This is a genomic window from Rhodohalobacter mucosus (assembly GCF_003150675.1).
Classification (GTDB): Bacteria; Bacteroidota; Rhodothermia; order Balneolales; family Balneolaceae; genus Rhodohalobacter; species Rhodohalobacter mucosus.
In genome coordinates this window covers 1-19,958 of the sequence record NZ_QGGB01000001.1, presented here as the reverse complement: position 1 = coordinate 19,958, position 19,958 = coordinate 1, and the positions used below count along the sequence as shown (strand labels likewise).

The following is a 19,958-nucleotide window of genomic DNA, read 5'->3' as shown; positions in this document are numbered from 1 at the left end:
TATAGTGGGTTAGAATGGAACGATCAGATCCATCGCGGCACTCATGCCCAGAGGTTGATTCTGTTGAACTCCCATATTGACTCGGATTGGGCCTGGATCGTAACCAAATCCGAAGCCGTAGGAGGAGGGCCGGCCTGACAAGCCAGAGCGCACTGTCAGAGATTCAATCAGCCTGAATTCAATCCCGGCTCTTGCAGAAAGCGGAAAGTCAGGGTCCTTGACGAAGTCTGCTGTGATATAAGCCCTTTCGGATACAGAGTACCTGATTCCTGCAGCTGTTGAGGCATAAACAGGTTCATTGGAACTGCCTAATTCAGGGCGGTTCAGATACCCTGTGCGTCCGGCAATCTGCAATTGTTCTGTTAGCTCTATTCCAATGCCGGCCAGCACACCAGTTGTTCCCGCTGTACCATATCCGCCTCCGATAGATACATGATGGTACACCACTGATACCCCTGCATGGAGGGCACCCAGCTCTTTTTTGAATGCTGCGGCGATTCGCTGCTCCGAATAGAGATCAAATCCGAACCTGTGAACTCCCGCAGCGGCTGCCCCGAACGGCACATGGATTGTGACACTTGCTGCCATATCGGTCAGCTCATGAAGTCCCGAAAACCGATAGGCGAAAAAAGAAACTGTCTGCTCTTTCGTTGATATCCAGGCAGGGTTATTAAACACTGCCCAGGAAGAGTGCTTCAACGCGGTGCCGGTGTGACCCATTGTGGCAGGCGCGGCACCCATACTGAACTGAGAGTAGACTGTGCCCTCTGCTGTGAAGAAAAGCAATACAGTCCACAGAATTGCCGATATTCCGGCATGGACGTTTACATTCATTTCTCCGATTTTCTATGTTCCCCTTGATACTCTGCATTTATTATGATCAAATACTTCATAAAATCCAATGAACCATGCCCAGAGTTTGTATCCTATTTGTTTTGACTTTTGGCTGGACGCTAGCCGCCCAGGCACAGGAGTTTGACTGCGACGTTTCGGTTAACAACCGTCAGATCAGCGGTTCAGCTTATGACTATGTGATGGAGCTGGAACCGGAAATAGAGAGATACCTCAATGAAAACAGATGGTCGAATGACCGGTTTCAGGAGCAGGAGCGAATACAGTGCAGCATTCAAATCCTTCTTACGGGAGTAGACAGTCAGTTCAACTACAGTGCGGAAGCTATCCTATCTATACGCAGGCCTATCTATGACAGTAACCGGTTTTCAACCGTGATGGTTATCAGTGACAATAACTGGCGGTTTAACTATTCCAGGAACAGAAGCCTGATACGGGACGATCTGCTATTCGATGAACTGACCAGTTTTCTGGATTTTTATGCTTATGTGCTGCTGGGACTGGATTATGATACGTTTTCAGAGCTTGGAGGGACGCAATTCTATAACAGTGCACTGAACATTTTTGAACTGGGCCAGAATTCCGGCGCATTCGGCTGGGGCCGGTCGATCGGTTCACAGCGAAATCGGTTCGGCCTTATTAATGACCTGACCGGTAACGCCTACGGTGACTTCAGAAGGGCACTCTATCGCTATCACCGTCAGGGCCTCGACCGTTTTACGGCGGATCCTTCAGAGGCCAGAGAGGAGGTGATTGCGGCGCTGGAGCTGATCCGCGACAACAAGCGAACCACAACAAATAATTATCTGTACGATCTGTTCTTCGGAACCAAGTACACCGAGATCGTGGCAATCCTGATGGAGGCAGACCGGGAGGTGCGTAACCGTGCACTCACCCTTCTGCAGAATGTGGATCCGGCGCACTCATCTGAATATCAGAGACTGCAGAATCCGTGACAGATACTATTTGATAAAAGTCATTTTTTTGTTCATCACACGGTCCGACGTAATCAGCCTGTAAAGATATACGCCGCTTGAAAGGGAACGTCCGTCAAACTGAACTGAATGGAATCCGGCCTGATATCGCTGATCGGTAAGGGTGAGTACCTTGCGGCCCAATACATCGTAAACATCAATTCTTACTCTGTCTTCAGCCGGCAGTCCGAAACGTATAGAGGTAACGGGATTGAATGGATTCGGGAAGTTCTGATCAAGCATTACCTCTTCAGGAAACTCGCTTCCATCACTTCCTGGCGTTATCAGAAGACTGAAACGCGGATTGGATGAGTTCGATTTTGCTTTGGCAAGAAGCCTGAAATTCTCAACGGTGTTCATGGCATATAGCGACTTGCCCTGGCCGCTTACCTCGAAGTCGTAAAACGTTGTCTCCCGCAGATTAATCCGATTGCCGGTATGATTGTCCTGAAGTTCCACAGTCCAGCTTTCCGGAATGTTTTCAAATTCAGACCATGTCATGGTTACCAGCCCATTGTAAAAGGTTGCATCCTGCAATGCACCAACCTGAACAGGAATTTCAATGGTTTTTCCAAAATCCCTGGGAAGGTTATTTACAGCCAGTTCGGTACCGTCTTCAAAAAGGGAATAGATTTCCAGATAGGTGTCCGCTTCGAAAGGCAGCAGACGGTACGCGTCCTGCGAATCGGTTGCAAAACTTCCATTTTCAGTAAATGAAAAATGAGTGGAAGTGGAATGAAACTCGGTTTCAAGTTCGAGGGCAATTACAGGGATCTGTTCATATCGGTTCTCTTTTCTGAAGATACCACCGGTAGTTTTAGCGCCGGTCTGCACACTGAGCTCCGGATCTTCTGCATTTGCCTTCACCCAAAAAGCCTGAAAAGGCGCAATGAGTCCATTTCCAAGATTGCCTGCTACTCCGTTCCAGTATCGGTATTGATTGCTCGCGCGGTCCCAAACATAAATCACATTGTCTATATTCTCCTTGGTCCATCCCGCGTCGTCCCAATTCAGAGTTGCACCAAAAGGATTACCTACGATGTTCCAGCCTGTATCAGCTGCCGCGGTGTAGGTAACGGGAAACGTAAAATCCGCAGCTGCAGGAATGTTTTCCTGTCCGTTAACGGAAAGCGTGGTTGGCAGATTATCATTGTAGTCGCTGTCTCCGGGAACATCGCCGAATACATAGAAGAAATAACCGCGTCCGGTTTCAAGATTGTCAGCAACGTTGGCAGGAGCCCTCCAGCGCTGATTATCCGTACCCTCAACCGATTCGTCGTACCACAGGATATTGGGTTGCCGGTCAATGAACGTTGTTCCGCCGATTCCCTGAACGGTGAGTTCTCCAAAAAGGTCATCGAATGTAGACGTTATGGGGGAACTCATTAACCGCCAGCCCGGTTGACTGATGGTTCTCTGAAAAGTAAGTGAACCGTTGTTATACGTGATGTCTGGAGCTATAAAATTGCTGCCTGATGCAATGATCAGCTCACCGTTTTCAAGTACCAGGGTACCGTCAACCAAAATGTCCTGAAAAGTTCGTACGCCGTTAATGTTGTTTATGATCACATTCTTCATTTCACTCAGGTTGGCAATCTGCTGCTGTTCAAGATCCGGAAAATCAACAAAATTTTCGTCGAGACGGATTCCGAAAATGACGGTTCCTTCGCTTGCATCAACGCGGTTCAGATCAAAATTGCCCCGAACTACAAGTGTATTATCGTTCAGTAGAAGGGTTCCTTCACCTGTTATGGTATTTGTGGCATCGAGTGTGATGCCAGCCCCGGTCTGGAGTTCCAGCGTATTGCCGTCAGATATAAAAATGTCATTTGAATCAATCAGGTCGCCGGTGGTAACCAAAACATTATTGAGCACTTCAAGGCGTTGGGCAAGAATGTTCGGAGAATTAACTACCTGCTGCGATTCGCCATTCAAACGGATGATGGAATCATTTGTTCGGGCAAGAAAACTGTCAATGGTCACATCACCGCCGAGATCAATCTCAACGGACACCCCAGTTGAAAAAGAGCCTGTGCCGGTAAAGTCGCCGCGAATATCGAGAAACGTGTCGTCTTCGATATCAAAGATTCCGTTCACTTCTGCGCTTCCGGATATGTCTATTGAATTTCCCCCAAAAAGCACCAGTTCCCCACCGGATTCTATCTCAATACTTCCAATACTGACATTCAGATCCAGATCGGGATAATCTGCTGCTCCGCCCGGAATGATCACGAAATCGGTGGGTCCGGGTACGGTTCCCAAAGACCAGTTTTCGGTGCGAGTCCAGTCATTTCGCTGATTAGGTGCCCCGCTGGGCTGCCATGTGTTCGGTGCAACGATGCTGACCTGTGGGTTTTGCGGGAGTGCGGTGCCATTGTAGTCGGCAGATATTTCCACTACTTCCCGGGTTGTGGTTGACGAAAGGTCTGCCTTGTATTCCCCGCTGAGAGGGAAAAATGTAAGTGCACCCAGCGTTGCGTCCGGCGTTCCACCGGTTGGAATGCCATTTTCTGAAATTTGAATGGACGATAGAGAAATGGATGAGGTATAATCTGCGAATACCTGATTTAAGAATTGATCCCTCAAAATGACAGTTACAGTGCTTTGATCCACCCCGTTATTTTTGATCACGGCCGGATTTACGGATACCTGCGATAAGGATGGTTCCGGATCGTTTGCCACAACTACAAAAGGAACACTTGTACCGCTGATGCCAAAAAGACTGGGATCGGTGACTGAGAGTGTGATATCGTCTCCGGTGGATGTAATGGTAACGGGGTGATTTTCAAGAAATCCGTTATTAATGACCGCAGTCTCACCACTGCTGATGTCTGCCTCGGATGTAAACTGGAGATTGCCGGAAAAGCTTACTATCCGGTTGCCGCTTATGTCAACGGCCTCAACGGAGATGTTAAATGGCATACCGGCAGTCTGTACAGCCGGGGCACCTGCGTTCTCTGGCAGTGTGATCAGAAATGCATTGATCTCACCGGAAACAAACTCAACATCGGTAGTAGCAAATGCTGTGCTGTTTTCAAGTGCCGTGATGGTTGCCACATCAATCGAGTCTGCGGATGTGAGTGTCGCTGAATATGTACCGTCACTGTTATCATCCGCAAAAAGAGACGATTCACCGGCCACATTCTGGTTACTTAGCTGACCGGATGTCGTGGTTAACTCGATGGTTTCACCGCCGCTGTTCACCTGATTCCCAAATTCGTCCCTGAGTGTTACCGTGAGATCTGATGTAGATGTACCGTTTGCCACAATCCGTTCCGGATTTGCGGTTACTTCAGAGGAAGCGAAGTCAACACCTGCAGGGTTGACGGTGAATAATTCCGATGTGCCGGATACGGTTTCACCTGTAATAGTTGCTGTCAGGGTATGCTCACCAGACGTGGTCAGGGAAACGGTATGGGCGGCCAGTACACCAGCTGTAAAAGCCGCTGTGGTTCCGCCCCCGCTTGCAATTGAGCTTGTCGACGTAATATCCACTGTGCCCGTAAAATCAGTAATAGTTGTTCCGGAACCGTTGACAGCCGTTATGCGCACATCAAAAGGTACGCCGGCAGTCTGTGTGCCGATTGCCGAACCATCTGTTGCTTCGATAAGAAAATTGGAGACCTGATCGTCACCCAAAACCGTGATATCACCGCTAATCTGATCTGCAATGGAGCCGCCTGCTGCTGATGCCCTGATGGTTTTGGTTCCCTGCGTAGCGAATACGGCGTCGTCAAAGGCAGCGACACCCGCTGCATTCGTTAGCTGATCACTGGCGGTAAAGGTGCCGGACCCGCTTTCCAGAGCCAGGCTGATGGATATTCCGGATACAGGAGCCGGATTGTTAAAAGCATCATACAGACCGACTGTGATTGAAGGTGATATAATGATTCCCTCTGTAACATTTTGTGGCAGTGTTAAAAACTGCATCTGTGATGGAGCTCCAGCTTCTACCGTGATCGGATCCGATATGACCGAACTCAGAGAGCCTGACGAAAACTCCAGTGTAATGTTTCCGGCAGCCGTTAGTGCAAGATCGCCGAATGATACAAGGCCGTTCACAGAGGTAGACGTTAACGTGCCAAGAAGGGATCCTCCACCGCTTAGAATGGCTGCTGATACATTTGTGGAGTTGTCTACTGTTGCGCGATTTCCGAAAAAGTCGAGCAGTTCAATCACCGGTTGCCTGTCAAATGGAACTCCTGCAACAGCATTTTCTGAAGGCTGAGTTTGAATAACCATTTGGCTGGCTTCTCTGGGAAGAACAGTGATTGTGCCCGAGGGATTTAAAATAGCACCGCTGAAAAATGCTTCAATATTCGCAGATCCGGTTAAATTGGAGGAAAAGGTGGCACTGCGAAGGTTAGCGGCAGGGGTCAGGTTGCTTTGATCAAGGTTCCCGGTGATGTTGATAAGTCTCCAGTCGGATGCTCCGCCAAGTGCTATATTTTCAATAAAATTACCTCCCGCATCTCGTGCAATTGCAAATACCTCAAGACTCTCGGCTGCAAGTAGCGACTGTGCCGATACGATACTGCCGGTTCCGTCAGCGACGGTTTCAACATTTACCTCCTCAATACTTCCCGGAATCGTGCTTAAACTGCCATAATTCACGCCGGTCGGGCCTGTGGAGCCGGTATTGGTGATTTGTCCGGTATTTGGAACGCTGGTAGTGGTTGGAATAAGTTCAAGGCCGCTGATGGTCACCCGACCGGGCCCCTGCCCTGCGCCCCGGCTGCGGCTTTCGGATGTTACGCGAAATGTTGCTTCCGTTGCGGATATCGATTCAAATACGACGTTTAAGCCGGTATTCTGAGCTCCAACAGGTGCGATATCCACGATAATATTGGTTCCTGTGAGTGAAGAATTCCACTCAAATCCTGAGGGCAGTGTAAGTACGATGGTTCCATTATTGGAAAGCTGACCTGCGCTGGTTTCACGAATGGTGGGTCCGCTGATTGATGTAAAAACGCCGTCAATCACCGTATCGATGGAAATAATGGTTCCTCCCGAGGCCTGAATCACATCCTGTGCAGCTGCTTCACGTACCCCTCCTATCACAGACAATAATGCCAGTCCAAAAACAAACATTTTTGTGAATAGGGGCTTACTCATATGTATTTTTCACCTGAAGCGGAGGTGAAGCAAATGGTAGTGTTGATTTTTTATTTATCTTAAAATAATCATTATGTACTCTATTAGGGAATTAGAATCGATTTAAGGACGCTTCCGGAGCACTTTTATTACGGCTTTCGGTAATTTAGTAAGTGATAAATTTTTAATAATTAACTATGAAAGGAATTATTCTAGCAGGTGGAACAGGCTCACGGCTGTATCCGCTCACCAAAGTAACCAATAAACATCTTCTTCCCATAGGTTTCAAGCCGATGATCTACTACCCCATTGAAAAGCTTACGGGAGCGGGAATTGATGAAATACTGATTGTTACAGGCACCGAGCACATGGGAGATGTGGTGAACCTGCTTGGTTCGGGGAGTGAATTCGGCTGCCGTTTTACCTACAAGGTTCAGGATGAGGCCGGAGGTATAGCTCAGGCGCTCGGACTGGCGCAGAACTTTGCGGGAACAGAGCCGATGACGGTCATATTGGGTGATAATATTTTTGAAGCCGGGATTGGCCAGGCTCTGAGTAACTACCCGGGAAGCGGTGCGCAGATACTGATCAAAAAAGTACCCGATCCGGGGCGCTTTGGCGTGCCGGTGCTGGATGGTGAAAAAATCGTCTCCATTGAGGAAAAACCGGATCAGCCCGGCTCTGAATTTGCTGTTACAGGAATTTACATGTACGATTCTACCGTGTTTGAGATTATTAAAAACCTGGAACCCTCAAACAGAGGAGAGCTTGAGATCACCGAGGTAAACAATTACTACATCCATGAGGGAAATATGGTATGGTCGGAACTGGAGGGGTGGTGGACCGATGCGGGCACGCATGAATCCTACCGGGCGGCGAACGATCTGATCTTCAAATCAGTCGGAAAATGAAATTTCTGATAACTGGTGCTGGTGGCCAGCTGGGCAGTGAGTGGGCTAAATTTTTAGCTGCGGCGGAAGGGCATAAAGCGATTGCCCTCACATCATCCGAGATGGACATCACAGATCCGGAGTGTGTAATGAGTATGCTGGAGGCGAAAAGACCCGATGTTGTAGTCAATTGCGCGGCGTACACTGCGGTGGATCAGGCTGAGTCGGAACCTGAAGCGGCATTTCGGGCGAACCGTGACGGGGTGAGACATCTGTCAGATGCCTGCGCCGAAAATGACATTATGCTGGTTCACTACAGCACAGACTACGTTTTTCCGGGCAAAGCGGAAGACCGCAGTAAATATCCGAAGGGATATCCCGAGACTGCAAACCGGGCACCCGTTAACCGCTATGGCGACTCGAAGCTTGCAGGGGAGCAGGAACTTGAAAAGTCAGAAGCCAAGTGGCTTTTAGTACGCGTATCATGGCTCTGCAGTGCATCAGGTACCAATTTTGTAAACACGATGATCAGACTGGGCAACGAGCGGGAAGAGTTGAGCGTAGTTGACGATCAGATCGGTTCACCGTCTTTTACCTTTGATGTGGTTGATAAAACCATGACATTACTTGAAAAGGAAAGAACAGGGACATTCCATGTTAGCTGTACAGGGGTTGTTTCATGGGCCGATTTTGCCGAAGAAATTTTTGAACAGCTGAATATGGATACGGGTGTTATAAGAGTGACAACCGCAGAGTATCCCACTGCAGCCGTCCGCCCAGCATTTTCACTGCTTGCAACGGAAAAAATACGTTCTGAAGGACTTATACCCCTTCAGTGGAAGGATGGTCTGCGTAAATTGCTGGAGTTAAAAAAGGAAACCTATGAAGATTGAACCGGCGCCGTTAAAAAACATTCTGCTCGTTAAGCCGGATATTTATAAAGATAATCGCGGCTTATTTCTGGAAACTTTCCGTCAGGAGTGGCTCAAAACCCAGGGCCTTGATTATGAATTTGTTCAGGATAATCTGTCTGTTTCAAAAAAGGGAGTTATCCGAGGACTGCACTATCAGCTTCCGCCTGCTTCGCAGATTAAATTGGTGATGGTGGTTCATGGAGAAATCCTTGATGTAGCAGTCGACATGAGAGAAAGCTCCCCCACGTTCGGGCAATATTACTCTGCAGTGTTAAGCGCCGAAAACAGGCACATGGTGCTGATACCCTCCGGCTTCGCTCATGGATTTTCAGTGCTTTCAAACGAAGCGGCGGTTTATTACAAGTGCAATACCTATTACAACAAACAACTTGAACGCGGTGTTAGATGGGACGATCCAGCGCTGAATATCGACTGGCAGGTGAATGAACCGATTTTATCGGAAAAAGACAGGAATCTGCCATACATTGATGATATGGATACTAAAGACTTATTCTGAGTGCTTTAGGGGTAAAAAGAGATAACAAAATAAAAGTGCGTATCCGTTATGAAACTGATTGTAACCGGGGGAGCCGGATTTATAGGGTCAAATCTGATTTTGCATATTCACGATACCTATCCGGATATAGAAATCCTGAATATTGACAAGCTGACCTATGCTTCGGACATAAACTTTCTGAGTCCGCTTAAGAATTCAAGGCGCTATCACTTTAAGAAGCTGGACCTCACAGACCGCAACCGGGTGAAGGATGTGGTGAAATCCTGGCAGCCCGATGGAGTTTTTCACCTGGCAGCAGAATCGCATGTTGACAACTCCATACTGGGGCCCGAGCCGTTCGTTCTCTCAAATGTAGTGGGTACGTTCAACATTCTGGAGGAGTGCCGTCAGCTTTGGTTTGATGAGGTCAATGACAATAAGGTGAAGCGGTTTCTTCATGTCTCCACGGATGAGGTGTACGGTACGCTGGACGATGAGGGAGCTTTCAGTGAGGATACACCGTATGCACCGAACTCACCCTACTCAGCCACAAAGGCCGGGAGTGATATGCTTGTAAGGTCGTATTACCACACCTATGGGTTGAACACGGTGATTACAAACTGCTCCAATAACTACGGGCGGCATCAGCACGATGAGAAACTTATCCCCACAGTGATACGAAAAGCCCTGGCCCATCAACCTATTCCTGTGTACGGAAAAGGTGACAATGTTCGCGACTGGCTGCATGTCGATGACCACTGCCGCGCACTCGTGACCGTGTTTTTTGAAGGTGCCGCTGGAGGGCATTACAATATCGGAGGCGAGAACGAATGGAAAAACATCGAGCTTGTGAGGCATATCTGTGAGATACTGAATCGCGAAAAGGGAGAGGGACCCGACGGCGATTACAAGAGCCTGATTTCATTCGTTACCGATCGTCCCGGACACGATTATCGCTACTCGGTGGATATATCTAAAATCAAAGAGGAACTCAACTGGGCGCCCTCAAAAAACTTCGATGAGCTGCTCACCCAAACCGTAAAGTGGTACATTGATCGGTACAGTTGAAGGCATTGTCTTTGCGTCTTTTGGCACCCCGAGACTTCGGGGCGCGTAGTTCGTCGGATTGTTGACCTGGCCAGACATGCAGAAGCTAATTGATGAGTTATGTTAAGCCTATGTTCACGGGTATTTGAGAAGTACAGTGCACAAAAGGTTAAACCGCAAAGGCCTCAGAGGGACGCAAAGGGATTTATTATACATCAAAAAACCACTTCGGTATGAAACTCCCCATTCTCACCCATCGGGTCGATATGGTCAGGGAGTGAGTAAGCATAATCACGGTTATACAGATCTCCGGGGGCTATATGCTCACGGCAGGACTGCATCACCGCCGACACCCGAATGGTTACCGGTTCTTTCTCAAGCCTGTCAATCAGCTCGTCAACAGATTTAGCCCAGATGGGAAATGCAGTGTTATACCCCAAGGCATGAAACTGCTCCTCCCTCCATTTACGGATATCCTTCAGGTGCAGATCGCCGAATATCAGCCTTTCGATTTGATATGGAATTGCCTGAAAGGCATTTTTTAAAGCATTCAAATAGGTGTCATTATCTGCTGGATATGAGATGGGTACAGCGAAGTGGATCAGACTCAGCGCGGCAGCCTGCCGCCTGATTCTCTCAATCGGTATTTGCTGGTGAGGAACCAGTCTGCTCTCATCATCATATGTGGTGATCAGAAGCGGATCGGTTTTATATTCATCCTTGTAATAGCGTAGAGCCAGAAAAGCATCCTTTCCGCCGCTCCAGAATAACAGGTCCCTTTTTGGTATTTGATTGATTTCGGTCATCCGTTAAATTCCTTGGAATGCAAAAAATATATAACACGTTGGTTGTATCGCTGAAGCGAGAAGCGAGCATGAAAAAATAGTACTCCGCGTCCTCAGCGCTTCTGCGGTAATCAAACCATGAATATAAACCCTATTTATTGATGAGTAAAAAACAGTACTGGCTGATGAAATCCGAACCCTATGCGTACAGCATAGATGATCTGGAACGCGACGGACAAATCCACTGGAGCGGGGTTCGCAACTACGAAGCGCGTAACATCATGAGAGACCGCATGAACGTAGGCGACCGTGCCTTTTTCTACCACTCGAACGTAAAGCCTCCTGCTATCGTGGGTGAGATGGAAGTATGCACCGAGCCGTATCCGGATCCTCTGCAGTTTGACCCCGACAGTAAATACTTTGACGAAAAAAGCAGTGAAAGCGATCCGCGCTGGCAATTGGTGGACGTTAAGTTCATCCGCAAGTTCGACAATCCGGTTACCCGTGATGAGCTGAAGGAGCACGACGACCTGCTGGAGATGCAGCTCTTCAAGCGAAAAAGACTCTCCATCACGGAAGTAACCGAAGAGGAGTACAGGAGAATTCTGGAACTGGCGGGAGTGAAGGAAGGATAATTGTTGAAGCACTGAAACTTTCGCGCTATAATATCCGAATGAGATTCAGTAGCGGATTTTACTGGAAAAGTTCGTTCGGGGTTTGCCTCTCTGTTTAGTTTTTCACCCATTAATAACCTCTGTATAAAAGTTAATTGTTTATGAATACTAGGATTTTATTCAGGTATGGATTAATAGCATGTGGGCTGTTATTCACAGTTGCCTGTTCTACAACACAAAATGCCGCTTCCGCTCAGCAGGAAACTTCTGAAAAAGGAACATCCGAATTTGAAAAAGCCATAGAGAAGTCCATTGCCTACGAAGGGCTGTTCACGGTTTATCAGGACACCACAAACGGCTCAACTAAACTGGCTATTAAAGAAGATCAGCTCGATAAAGAGTACATCTATTTTGGTCTGTCACAGGATGGGGTTCTTGAAGCCGGTCATTTCAGGGGCGCTTACCGCGACAATAAAGTGTTTAAGGTGCGTAAATATTATGACCGGATTGAGTTTGTAGCTCAGAACACAAATTACTATTTCGATGAGGATAGTCCGTTGAGCAGGGCAGCGGAAGCCAATATATCCGAGGCCACCTTAGTCTCTGCAAAAATTGAGGCCGAAGATAAAGAGAACGGTATCATGCTGATTGACGGTAATGCCATATTTTTATCGGAAAATTTCAACCAGATTAAACCAAGCCCGAGCCCGGCTCAGCGACCGGGATCTTTTTCGCTGGGCAGCCTCAGCAGGGAAAAAACCAAATATTCTGAGATCAGAAGTTATCCCGAGAATACAGATGTCGTTGTGGAGTACGTGTACGACTCACCGTTCTCAATGGGCGCCACAAGCGATGCCGTTACGGATAACCGGTTTGTGACCATCCGCTTTCAGCACAGCTTTATTGAAATGCCTGAGAATGACTACCGTTCCAGATATGATGATCCGCGTGTCGGGTATTTCATGACGGAAACGGATGATCAGGTCAGTACGGATGCAACGCCCTATCGCGACCTGATTCACAGGTGGCATTTGGTGAAGCAAAATCCAGAAGCTGAACTGTCTGATCCGGTGGAGCCGATTGTCTGGTGGATTGAAAACACCACCCCTCTCGAATTCCGGGAAACAATAAAGGAGGCAACCCTTGCGTGGAATGAAGCTTTTGAGGCCGCCGGCTTTACAAATGCAATCGAGGTTAAGGTACAGCCCGATGATGCCGAATGGGAAGCAGGCGATATCCGATACAATGTACTCAGATGGACTTCCTCTCCGATCCCCCCGTTTGGTGGGTACGGGCCCAGTTTTGTGAATCCGAGAACCGGGCAAATACTGGGTGCGGATGTGATGCTGGAGTGGGTCTTTTTCTCCAATCGAATGAGGGAGCAGGATATTTTTGCGGACGACATCGCCATGAGGGAGAGGCTGGGGGAAGCCATGAATGGATCCTACTGTACGTTTGGCCATCATATGCAACAAAATAACCAGTTTGGAATGAGTGCCCTTCACGTGATGGGCGCCCCGGAGGAGGAATTTTCCGAATTTCAAAAGGAAGCTCTTACCATGCTGATTTTGCATGAAGTGGGGCATACGCTGGGTCTAAGTCATAATATGCAGGCAAGTACGCTTCATTCACCCGCTGATATACACAGCGAAGAACTTGCAAATACCATTGGGCTGACCGGTTCGGTAATGGATTACTCAACGGTTAATGTAAGCAGCGATCGCAGCAATCAGGGCCGGTACTATGATATCAAGCCGGGTCCTTATGATATCTGGGCAATAGAATTTGGTTACAACCCGGAACTCGATGATGAAGATTACAGGGAAGACGTACTGTCGAGGTCAACCGAACCTGAACTTGCTTTCGGAAACGATGCCGATGACATGCGTTCACCTGGCAAGGCAATTGACCCCCGTGTGATGATTGATGATATGTCAAGTGATCCAGTTGCTTACGCCGTAGACAGGATCGAACTGACAGGTGAATTAAAGAATGGACTTGTCGAGAAATACGGAACCCGTGAGGGACAGTCATATCAGGAGCTAAGAAATGCCTTTTTTACCCTGATGGGGCGCAGGGCCACCCAGGCCGGAGTTATATCCCGCCAGATAGGAGGTGTGTATCGTGATCGAGCTTTTATCGGTCAGGACGGAGGTTCCAGACCATTTACGCCAGTACCGGCTGAAAAGCAGAAGGAGGCCATGAGCTACCTGGCAGAATATCTTTTTGCACCGGAAGCGTATAGTTCATCGCATGACGTGTACAGCTACCTTCAGATACAGCGCCGCGGATTTAACTTCTTTTCTTCAACGGAAGACCCGAAAATTCACGATTTGGTTCTCGGAGCTCAAACCAATGTTCTGAATCATCTGATGCATCCGGCCACAATGAAGCGCATAACCGATTCCAGAACCTACGGAAATGAGTATTCCGTTGCTGATGTGACCGCAGATTTGACCGCTGCCATCTTTGAGGAAGATGCGGACAGTAACGTGAATACGTTCAGGCAGAACCTGCAGATTGCATACACCGAGCGATTGATCGGTATACTTGGAAGCGATGCCCATGACAGGATTGCAAAGTCGGCTGCGCTTTACAACCTGCAGCAAATCAAAGAGATGACAGGAGCCAGGGGGGCGGCAAATAACGAAACCCGTGCACACACGGCTCATATCCATTTGCTGATAGACAAAGCGATGGAATCCTAAAATTTAATAGTCCTAAAACTTTGAAAGCCATTCCGATTTTTTGCCGGAATGGCTTTTTTTATTAGCATACATGTTTCTCTCTTCATGATCAAAAGATTCCGGGGAGTATCCATCTGAACCGCGACTCCGCGGTTACCCAACCCCAAAGAACTCAGCCCTCTCCTTAAAATAGGGCCCGAACACCTTTTTCAGTTCCCGATGCTCAGGGAGTTCAAGGTCCGGATCAATTTTGATGATATTCCATGCGTCATTTTTTGCCTGTTCGAGCAGCAGCCGGTCTTCTACAATGTCGGCATACCTGAATTCGGGCAGTCCGCTCTGCTTGGTGCCAAGAAAGTCGCCGGGGCCCCGAAGCTTCAGGTCGGCCTCGGCTATTTCAAAACCATCGCTGGTATCGATCATCTTTTTAAGCCGGAAACGTCCGTCTTTACTCAGTTTTGTGTCCGGCATCAGGATGCAGTAGCTCTGCTTACCGCCCCTACCGATCCGGCCACGCAGCTGATGCAGCTGCGACAGCCCGAATCGTTCTGCGTGCTCAATGATCATGATGGAGGCGTTTGGTACGTCCACTCCCACCTCAATCACGGTGGTAGAGACCAATATCTGGGTTTCTCCCTCCACGAACCGTTTCATTATGCCCTCCTTCTCATCCGGTTTCATCCTGCCGTGAAGCAGATCGATATGGGACTCAGGGAACCGGCGCTTTAGCTTTTCGAATCCCATGGTGGCGTCTTTCAGGTCCATCGCTTCCGACTCCTCTATCAGCGGAAAAACCACATAGGCCTGATCGCCCGCACGGATACTCTCTTCCAGAAAATCGTATACATTTTCGCGCTCCTTGTCAGTTCGCACGGCCGTTTTGATCGGTTTGCGCCCGGCTGGCATATCCTTGATGATTGAGATATCGAGATCACTGTAAATGGTCATGGCCAGCGAACGGGGGATAGGCGTGGCCGACATCACCAGCAGGTGGGGGTGATCGCCTTTGAGCAGCATCTCGTTTCGCTGCTTTACACCGAACCGGTGCTGTTCGTCAATCACGGCAAGGCCCAGTTTGTGGAACTTTACAGCCTCCTGAAAAATGGCGTGCGTACCCACAACAATCTGGCACGTACCTCCCTCAATATCCGTGAGAATGTCTCTGCGCAGGGCGGTTTTTTGTCCGCCGGTGAGCAGCCGGAAATTCAGGCCGAGGGGTTCAAGATATTTTTGAATTGTCTGATAGTGCTGTTCGGCAAGAATTTCGGTTGGAGCCATGAGTGCCGCCTGAAGGCCGTTATCGACTGCGATAAGCATCGAACCGATGGCCACAACGGTTTTTCCGGCTCCCACATCACCCTGGATCAGGCGATTCATCTGCAGGCCGGACTGCAGATCTGTTTTGATGTCGCCCAAGGCATCTTTCTGGCCATCTGTCAGTGAAAAAGGGAGAATTTCATTAAAAAAAGCTTTTGTAAGCGTGCCCGGTTTCAGAACGGTGCCTTCCGCTCTCGAAATTCGGATATTTTTAACTTTTGCCATGCTGAGTTCAAATAGAAAAAACTCTTCATATTTGAAGCGCAAAAGGGCATCCTGAGACTCTTTCCGGCTCCGCGGTTGATGGATGGTCTGAAAGGCCCGGTGCCTTTCAGGAAACGAGTGCCGCTTCAGGATCTTTTCAGGGAGACATTCGGCCACCCTGGTTGATGAGAGAATCTGGTCTGTCCAGCTTTTAATAAGCGAATTGGAGATGTAAGCTTTGGAAAAGTACTTGTTGCCGGGGTAGATGGGAATGAGGGTTTCAAACTGTTCAAGGTTATCCGGATCCTGAACGGGATCTACTTCCGGGTGGGCCATACTCATGGATCTGCCAAACTGTTTTGCCTTTCCGTAAAGGGCTACCCACTCATCTTCCTTGAACTGGGTAATGAAGTACTTCCATCCCTTAAAAAAAACAGCTTTCATTGCACCGCTTTGATCCCGGATGGTCACTTCAAGCCGTTTGCTTCTGCGAAATCCGGTTACATTTTTTGAGATAACCTTGCCCACTACAGTTACGGGTTCACCGGATTCGCGCAGCATGGCAATGGGGACGATATTGGATTTGTCGATATAGCGCCTTGGGAAAAGCAGCAGCAGCTCTTCAGGATATTCAATCCCGGATGCCTGCAAGGCTTCGAGGCGTTTACGGCTCAGATTATGAAGATCTAGTAATTTCAATAGTGATATACTGATTTATATCAGTTAAAATATATAAAGCGTCACAATTGACGCCTGAAACCTCAGTTTTGAAATGAATAAAAGGATTTACGTGTAAAAGAGAAAAATTGAAGTGAAAATTTTGCTTTAGTGTAGGTTAAATCCATATCTTAGTGAGCTCTTGATTTTACGAAAATAAACAGGTAAATCCGTGCCTACAATACAACAACTCATACGCAAAGGTAGAAAAAGCAAGACGAGCAAAACAACTGCTCCAGCTCTGCAAAACTGCCCACAAAAACGGGGAGTATGTACCCGTGTCTATACAACCACTCCAAAGAAGCCAAACTCAGCGCTGCGAAAAGTGGCAAGGGTTCGACTTACCAACGGTATGGAAGTGACGGCTTATATACCCGGTGAAGGCCATAATCTGCAGGAGCACAGTATTGTGCTGATCCGCGGCGGCCGGGTAAAAGATCTCCCGGGCGTTCGATATCATATCGTACGCGGAACCCTGGATACAGCCGGTGTTGACGACCGCAAGCAGGGGCGGAGCCACTACGGTACCAAGAAACCAAAAGGGTAACAAGGATTTTTAACCTTTATATACTATGCGCAGAAGAAAGGCAGAAAAAAGAGAAATACAACCGGATCCGATTTTCCAGGATAAATTGGTTACCCGGTTCGTGAATAACTTGATGCGGGACGGCAAAAAAGGCGTAGCGCGAAAGATCTTATATCAGGCATTTGAAATAATTGAAGAAAAAACCGGTGAGGCGCCCATCGAGGTGTTCCGTACGGCGTTGAATAATGCTACACCGGTTGTGGAAGTTAGGAGCCGCCGGGTGGGCGGTGCAACCTATCAGGTTCCTGTTGAAGTGAGAAGTGATCGGGGAACCGCGCTGGGTATGCGATGGATAATCCGCGCTTCACGCCAGCGAAACGATAAATCCATGTCGATCCGCCTTAGCCGTGAACTTATTGACGCTTCAAAAAATGAAGGCGGCGCTGTCCGTAAAAAAGACGAAACGCACAGAATGGCCGAAGCCAACAAGGCATTTGCCCATTTCAGATTCTAAGCTTAACGAAGAAATTATTTAAAGCACAGTTATTATGTCAGAAGTAATGCCAAAAACAGATCCGAAGATTATCGATCGCATCCGCAGGACGCGGAACATCGGTATCATGGCGCATATTGATGCCGGTAAAACGACTGTTACAGAACGTATTCTGTTCTATACCGGACGAAGCCATCGTATGGGTGAGGTGCATGACGGCGCCGCTACCATGGACTGGATGGAGCAAGAGCAGGAACGCGGAATTACCATTACTTCTGCGGCAACTCATTGCCATTGGAAAGATCACCGAATTAACATTATAGATACACCCGGTCACGTTGACTTTACAGTTGAAGTGGAGCGTTCCCTGCGTGTGCTCGACGGTGCAATCGGTGTATTCTGTTCAGTTGGGGCTGTTCAGCCTCAGTCTGAAACGGTCTGGCGTCAGGCGAACAAGTACAATGTGCCAAGGATGGCATTTGTAAACAAGATGGATCGTACGGGAGCCGACTTCTATAATGTAATTGAGCAAATGAGAAACAAGCTCAGCGCCAACCCGATTCCTATCCAGATCCCGATCGGAGCAGAAGAGAACTTCAAGGGCGTTGTTGACCTCATTAATATGGACGGTATTGTCTGGGATGATGAGTCGCTGGGTGCCAAGTATGAAGTGGTGGATATTCCCGGGGAGATGAAGGATAAAGCCGAGGAATATCGAAAAATCATGCTCGAAGCCATTGCTGATCACGATGATGAGTTGATGGAAAAATACCTCATGGAAGAGGAGATCAGCGAAGAAGAGATTAACGGTGCTATCAGAAAAGCGACGCTAGCAAGGGATATCACCCCGGTACTGTGCGGAACTGCGCTGAAAAATAAAGGAGTTCAGATTCTTCTCGATAAAGTTATTGAGTACCTGCCGAGCCCGCTCGATGTGGAAGCGGTAACCGGAACGGATCCGAACGATCCCGATAAGAAAATGAAGCGTAATCCGGACGTGGAAGAGCCTTTTGCAGCTCTTGCATTTAAAATTATGACCGATCCTTACGTCGGTAAACTCACATTCTTCAGAGTTTACTCGGGAGTACTTGAGAAAGGATCATACATTCTTAATGCCACGACGGGTCAGCGCGAACGCGTTGGCCGTATCCTGGAGATGCACGCAAACGATAAGAAAGACATCGACGTAGTACGTGCCGGCGACATTGCCGCTGCAGTGGGTGTGAAGCAGGTAAATACAGGCGATACATTCTGTGATGTGGACAGCCCGATTCTGCTTGAGAAGATCACCTTCCCTGAGCCCGTTATTAAGCTTGCGGTTGAGCCCAAGTCAAAAGCGGATGCTGAAAAACTGACCAACGGACTCGTTAAACTTGCAGAGGAAGATCCTACATTTAAGGTGACAACCGACGAAGAAACCGGTCAGACCACAATTGCCGGTATGGGTGAGCTTCACCTCGAAATTATTGTCGACCGTCTGAAGCGAGAGTTTAAAGTGGAGGCTAATGTAGGTCAGCCACAGGTATCGTATCGTGAAACTATTTCACAGCCTATTGAACACAGGGAAGTGTACAAGAAGCAAACCGGTGGTCGTGGTAAATTTGCCGATATCGCTTTTGAGATCGCGCCAATTGATCATTTCGAGCAGTATGCGGATGATGACAAGAAGGTAACGGCCAGCGAGGGTTTCAAATTTATCAATGAAATCGTAGGCGGTAATATTCCAAGAGAATATATCCCCTCTGTGGAAAAAGGATTCCGTGAAGCGATGAAAAACGGTATTCAGGCCAATTACGCCGCACAGAATATAGGCGTGCGTCTGTTTGACGGCTCCTATCACGATGTGGATTCGGATGCATTCAGTTTCGAACTGTGTGCCCGGCTGGCATTCAGGAATTCAGCAAAAAAAGCTGCTCCGGAGCTTCTTGAGCCTGTAATGACGGTGGAAGTAACAACTCCTGAGGAGTACATGGGAGATGTAATTGGCGATATCAACGGCCGTCGCGGAATAATCCAGAAGATGGACAACAATGCGGAAGGCTCTGTTGTAAAAGCACAGGTGCCGCTATCCGAAATGTTTGGCTACTCAACCGACTTACGGTCTCTGACACAGGGACGCGCCGCATACGCTATGGAATTCTCAGAGTATGTCGCCGTACCCGATTCCAAGGCCCAGGAAATAATTGAACAACAAGCTTAATACACTAATTAACCAACCAACACCATGGCAAAAGAGACATTTCAGCGTACCAAGCCGCACGTAAACATCGGTACGATTGGTCACGTAGACCACGGCAAGACGACGTTAACGGCAGCGATTACTAATGTAATGGCGAAGACCTACGGGG

At 48.2% G+C, this 19,958-nt stretch carries 15 protein-coding genes; 11 read left to right on the top strand and 4 right to left on the bottom strand.

All coding sequences use genetic code 11. From position 1 onward, the window contains the following. Positions 1 to 9: 9 nt before the first annotated feature. Positions 10 to 834 (bottom strand): hypothetical protein, encoded by an 825-nt coding sequence (locus tag DDZ15_RS00075; protein WP_109643616.1) that lies wholly within the window; start codon positions 832 to 834, stop codon positions 10 to 12. A gap of 74 nt (positions 835 to 908) precedes the next feature. Between DDZ15_RS00075 and porD the strand changes: the two genes are divergently transcribed. Then, positions 909 to 1,808, top strand: a complete 900-nt coding sequence (gene porD, locus DDZ15_RS00070; RefSeq protein WP_109643614.1) for a type IX secretion system protein PorD — start codon at positions 909 to 911, stop codon at positions 1,806 to 1,808. Between the two features lie 6 nt (positions 1,809 to 1,814). Here porD and DDZ15_RS00065 read toward each other — a convergent pair whose 3' ends face one another. Beyond that, positions 1,815 to 6,941, bottom strand: coding sequence for an invasin domain 3-containing protein (locus DDZ15_RS00065; protein ID WP_109643612.1), 5,127 nt, complete (start codon positions 6,939 to 6,941; stop codon positions 1,815 to 1,817). Positions 6,942 to 7,117: 176 nt separating this feature from the next. Between DDZ15_RS00065 and DDZ15_RS00060 the strand changes: the two genes are divergently transcribed. The 4 genes from DDZ15_RS00060 to rfbB are packed head-to-tail and all read left to right on the top strand — an operon-like array spanning position 7,118 to position 10,288. Continuing rightward, positions 7,118 to 7,831 carry a sugar phosphate nucleotidyltransferase gene (locus DDZ15_RS00060; RefSeq protein WP_109643610.1) on the top strand — a complete coding sequence of 238 codons (714 nt, stop codon included), beginning with the start codon at positions 7,118 to 7,120 and terminating at the stop codon, positions 7,829 to 7,831. After that, positions 7,828 to 8,703 carry a dTDP-4-dehydrorhamnose reductase gene (gene rfbD / locus DDZ15_RS00055; protein WP_109643608.1) on the top strand — a complete coding sequence of 292 codons (876 nt, stop codon included), beginning with the start codon at positions 7,828 to 7,830 and terminating at the stop codon, positions 8,701 to 8,703. Before DDZ15_RS00060 ends, rfbD begins: the two co-directional genes overlap by 4 nt. Next, the gene (gene rfbC / locus DDZ15_RS00050; protein WP_109643605.1) at positions 8,693 to 9,241 is read left to right on the top strand and encodes a dTDP-4-dehydrorhamnose 3,5-epimerase; all 549 of its coding nucleotides are present in this window, start codon (positions 8,693 to 8,695) and stop codon (positions 9,239 to 9,241) included. The genes rfbD and rfbC overlap by 11 nt, the downstream gene beginning before the upstream one ends. A 48-nt stretch (positions 9,242 to 9,289) precedes the next feature. Next, positions 9,290 to 10,288: a dTDP-glucose 4,6-dehydratase gene (gene rfbB, locus DDZ15_RS00045; protein WP_109643603.1), complete on the top strand. Its 999-nt coding sequence runs from the start codon at positions 9,290 to 9,292 to the stop codon at positions 10,286 to 10,288. Between the two features lie 194 nt (positions 10,289 to 10,482). Here the strand turns inward: rfbB and DDZ15_RS00040 are convergent, their stop codons facing one another. Next, positions 10,483 to 11,073 (bottom strand): Dph6-related ATP pyrophosphatase, encoded by a 591-nt coding sequence (locus DDZ15_RS00040; protein WP_109643601.1) that lies wholly within the window; start codon positions 11,071 to 11,073, stop codon positions 10,483 to 10,485. 140 nt (positions 11,074 to 11,213) lie between these two features. Between DDZ15_RS00040 and DDZ15_RS00035 the strand changes: the two genes are divergently transcribed. Then, positions 11,214 to 11,687: an EVE domain-containing protein gene (locus tag DDZ15_RS00035; RefSeq protein ID WP_242978797.1), complete on the top strand. Its 474-nt coding sequence runs from the start codon at positions 11,214 to 11,216 to the stop codon at positions 11,685 to 11,687. 140 nt (positions 11,688 to 11,827) lie between these two features. After that, complete coding sequence (locus tag DDZ15_RS00030) at positions 11,828 to 14,374, top strand: zinc-dependent metalloprotease (protein WP_109643599.1); 2,547 nt, start codon at positions 11,828 to 11,830, stop codon at positions 14,372 to 14,374. Positions 14,375 to 14,506: 132 nt separating this feature from the next. Here DDZ15_RS00030 and recG read toward each other — a convergent pair whose 3' ends face one another. Next, a complete protein-coding gene (gene recG / locus DDZ15_RS00025; protein WP_109643597.1) occupies positions 14,507 to 16,573 on the bottom strand; it encodes an ATP-dependent DNA helicase RecG in 2,067 nt (688 codons plus the stop codon). 190 nt (positions 16,574 to 16,763) lie between these two features. On the opposite strand from recG, the gene rpsL reads away from it, so the two are divergent. The 4 genes from rpsL to DDZ15_RS00005 all read left to right on the top strand — a co-directional run. Continuing rightward, positions 16,764 to 17,138: a 30S ribosomal protein S12 gene (gene rpsL / locus DDZ15_RS00020; protein ID WP_109643595.1), complete on the top strand. Its 375-nt coding sequence runs from the start codon at positions 16,764 to 16,766 to the stop codon at positions 17,136 to 17,138. Between the two features lie 25 nt (positions 17,139 to 17,163). Then, the gene (gene rpsG / locus DDZ15_RS00015; RefSeq protein WP_109643593.1) at positions 17,164 to 17,631 is read left to right on the top strand and encodes a 30S ribosomal protein S7; all 468 of its coding nucleotides are present in this window, start codon (positions 17,164 to 17,166) and stop codon (positions 17,629 to 17,631) included. 34 nt (positions 17,632 to 17,665) lie between these two features. Then, complete coding sequence (gene fusA / locus DDZ15_RS00010; protein WP_109643591.1) at positions 17,666 to 19,810, top strand: elongation factor G; 2,145 nt, start codon at positions 17,666 to 17,668, stop codon at positions 19,808 to 19,810. Positions 19,811 to 19,834: 24 nt separating this feature from the next. Next, a partial coding sequence (locus DDZ15_RS00005; protein WP_242978818.1) for a GTP-binding protein occupies positions 19,835 to 19,958 on the top strand: 124 nt, incomplete at its 3' end.

What these genes read in the sequence shown, in the direction of transcription:
- DDZ15_RS00075 (WP_109643616.1), bottom strand. Translation starts at nt 834, where the DNA reads ATGAATGTAAACGTCCATGCCGGAATATCGGCAATTCTGTGGACTGTA.
- porD (WP_109643614.1), top strand. Translation starts at nt 909, where the DNA reads ATGCCCAGAGTTTGTATCCTATTTGTTTTGACTTTTGGCTGGACGCTA.
- DDZ15_RS00065 (WP_109643612.1), bottom strand. Translation starts at nt 6,941, where the DNA reads ATGAGTAAGCCCCTATTCACAAAAATGTTTGTTTTTGGACTGGCATTA.
- DDZ15_RS00060 (WP_109643610.1), top strand. Translation starts at nt 7,118, where the DNA reads ATGAAAGGAATTATTCTAGCAGGTGGAACAGGCTCACGGCTGTATCCG.
- rfbD (WP_109643608.1), top strand. Translation starts at nt 7,828, where the DNA reads ATGAAATTTCTGATAACTGGTGCTGGTGGCCAGCTGGGCAGTGAGTGG.
- rfbC (WP_109643605.1), top strand. Translation starts at nt 8,693, where the DNA reads ATGAAGATTGAACCGGCGCCGTTAAAAAACATTCTGCTCGTTAAGCCG.
- rfbB (WP_109643603.1), top strand. Translation starts at nt 9,290, where the DNA reads ATGAAACTGATTGTAACCGGGGGAGCCGGATTTATAGGGTCAAATCTG.
- DDZ15_RS00040 (WP_109643601.1), bottom strand. Translation starts at nt 11,073, where the DNA reads ATGACCGAAATCAATCAAATACCAAAAAGGGACCTGTTATTCTGGAGC.
- DDZ15_RS00035 (WP_242978797.1), top strand. Translation starts at nt 11,214, where the DNA reads ATGAGTAAAAAACAGTACTGGCTGATGAAATCCGAACCCTATGCGTAC.
- DDZ15_RS00030 (WP_109643599.1), top strand. Translation starts at nt 11,828, where the DNA reads ATGAATACTAGGATTTTATTCAGGTATGGATTAATAGCATGTGGGCTG.
- rpsG (WP_109643593.1), top strand. Translation starts at nt 17,164, where the DNA reads ATGCGCAGAAGAAAGGCAGAAAAAAGAGAAATACAACCGGATCCGATT.
- fusA (WP_109643591.1), top strand. Translation starts at nt 17,666, where the DNA reads ATGTCAGAAGTAATGCCAAAAACAGATCCGAAGATTATCGATCGCATC.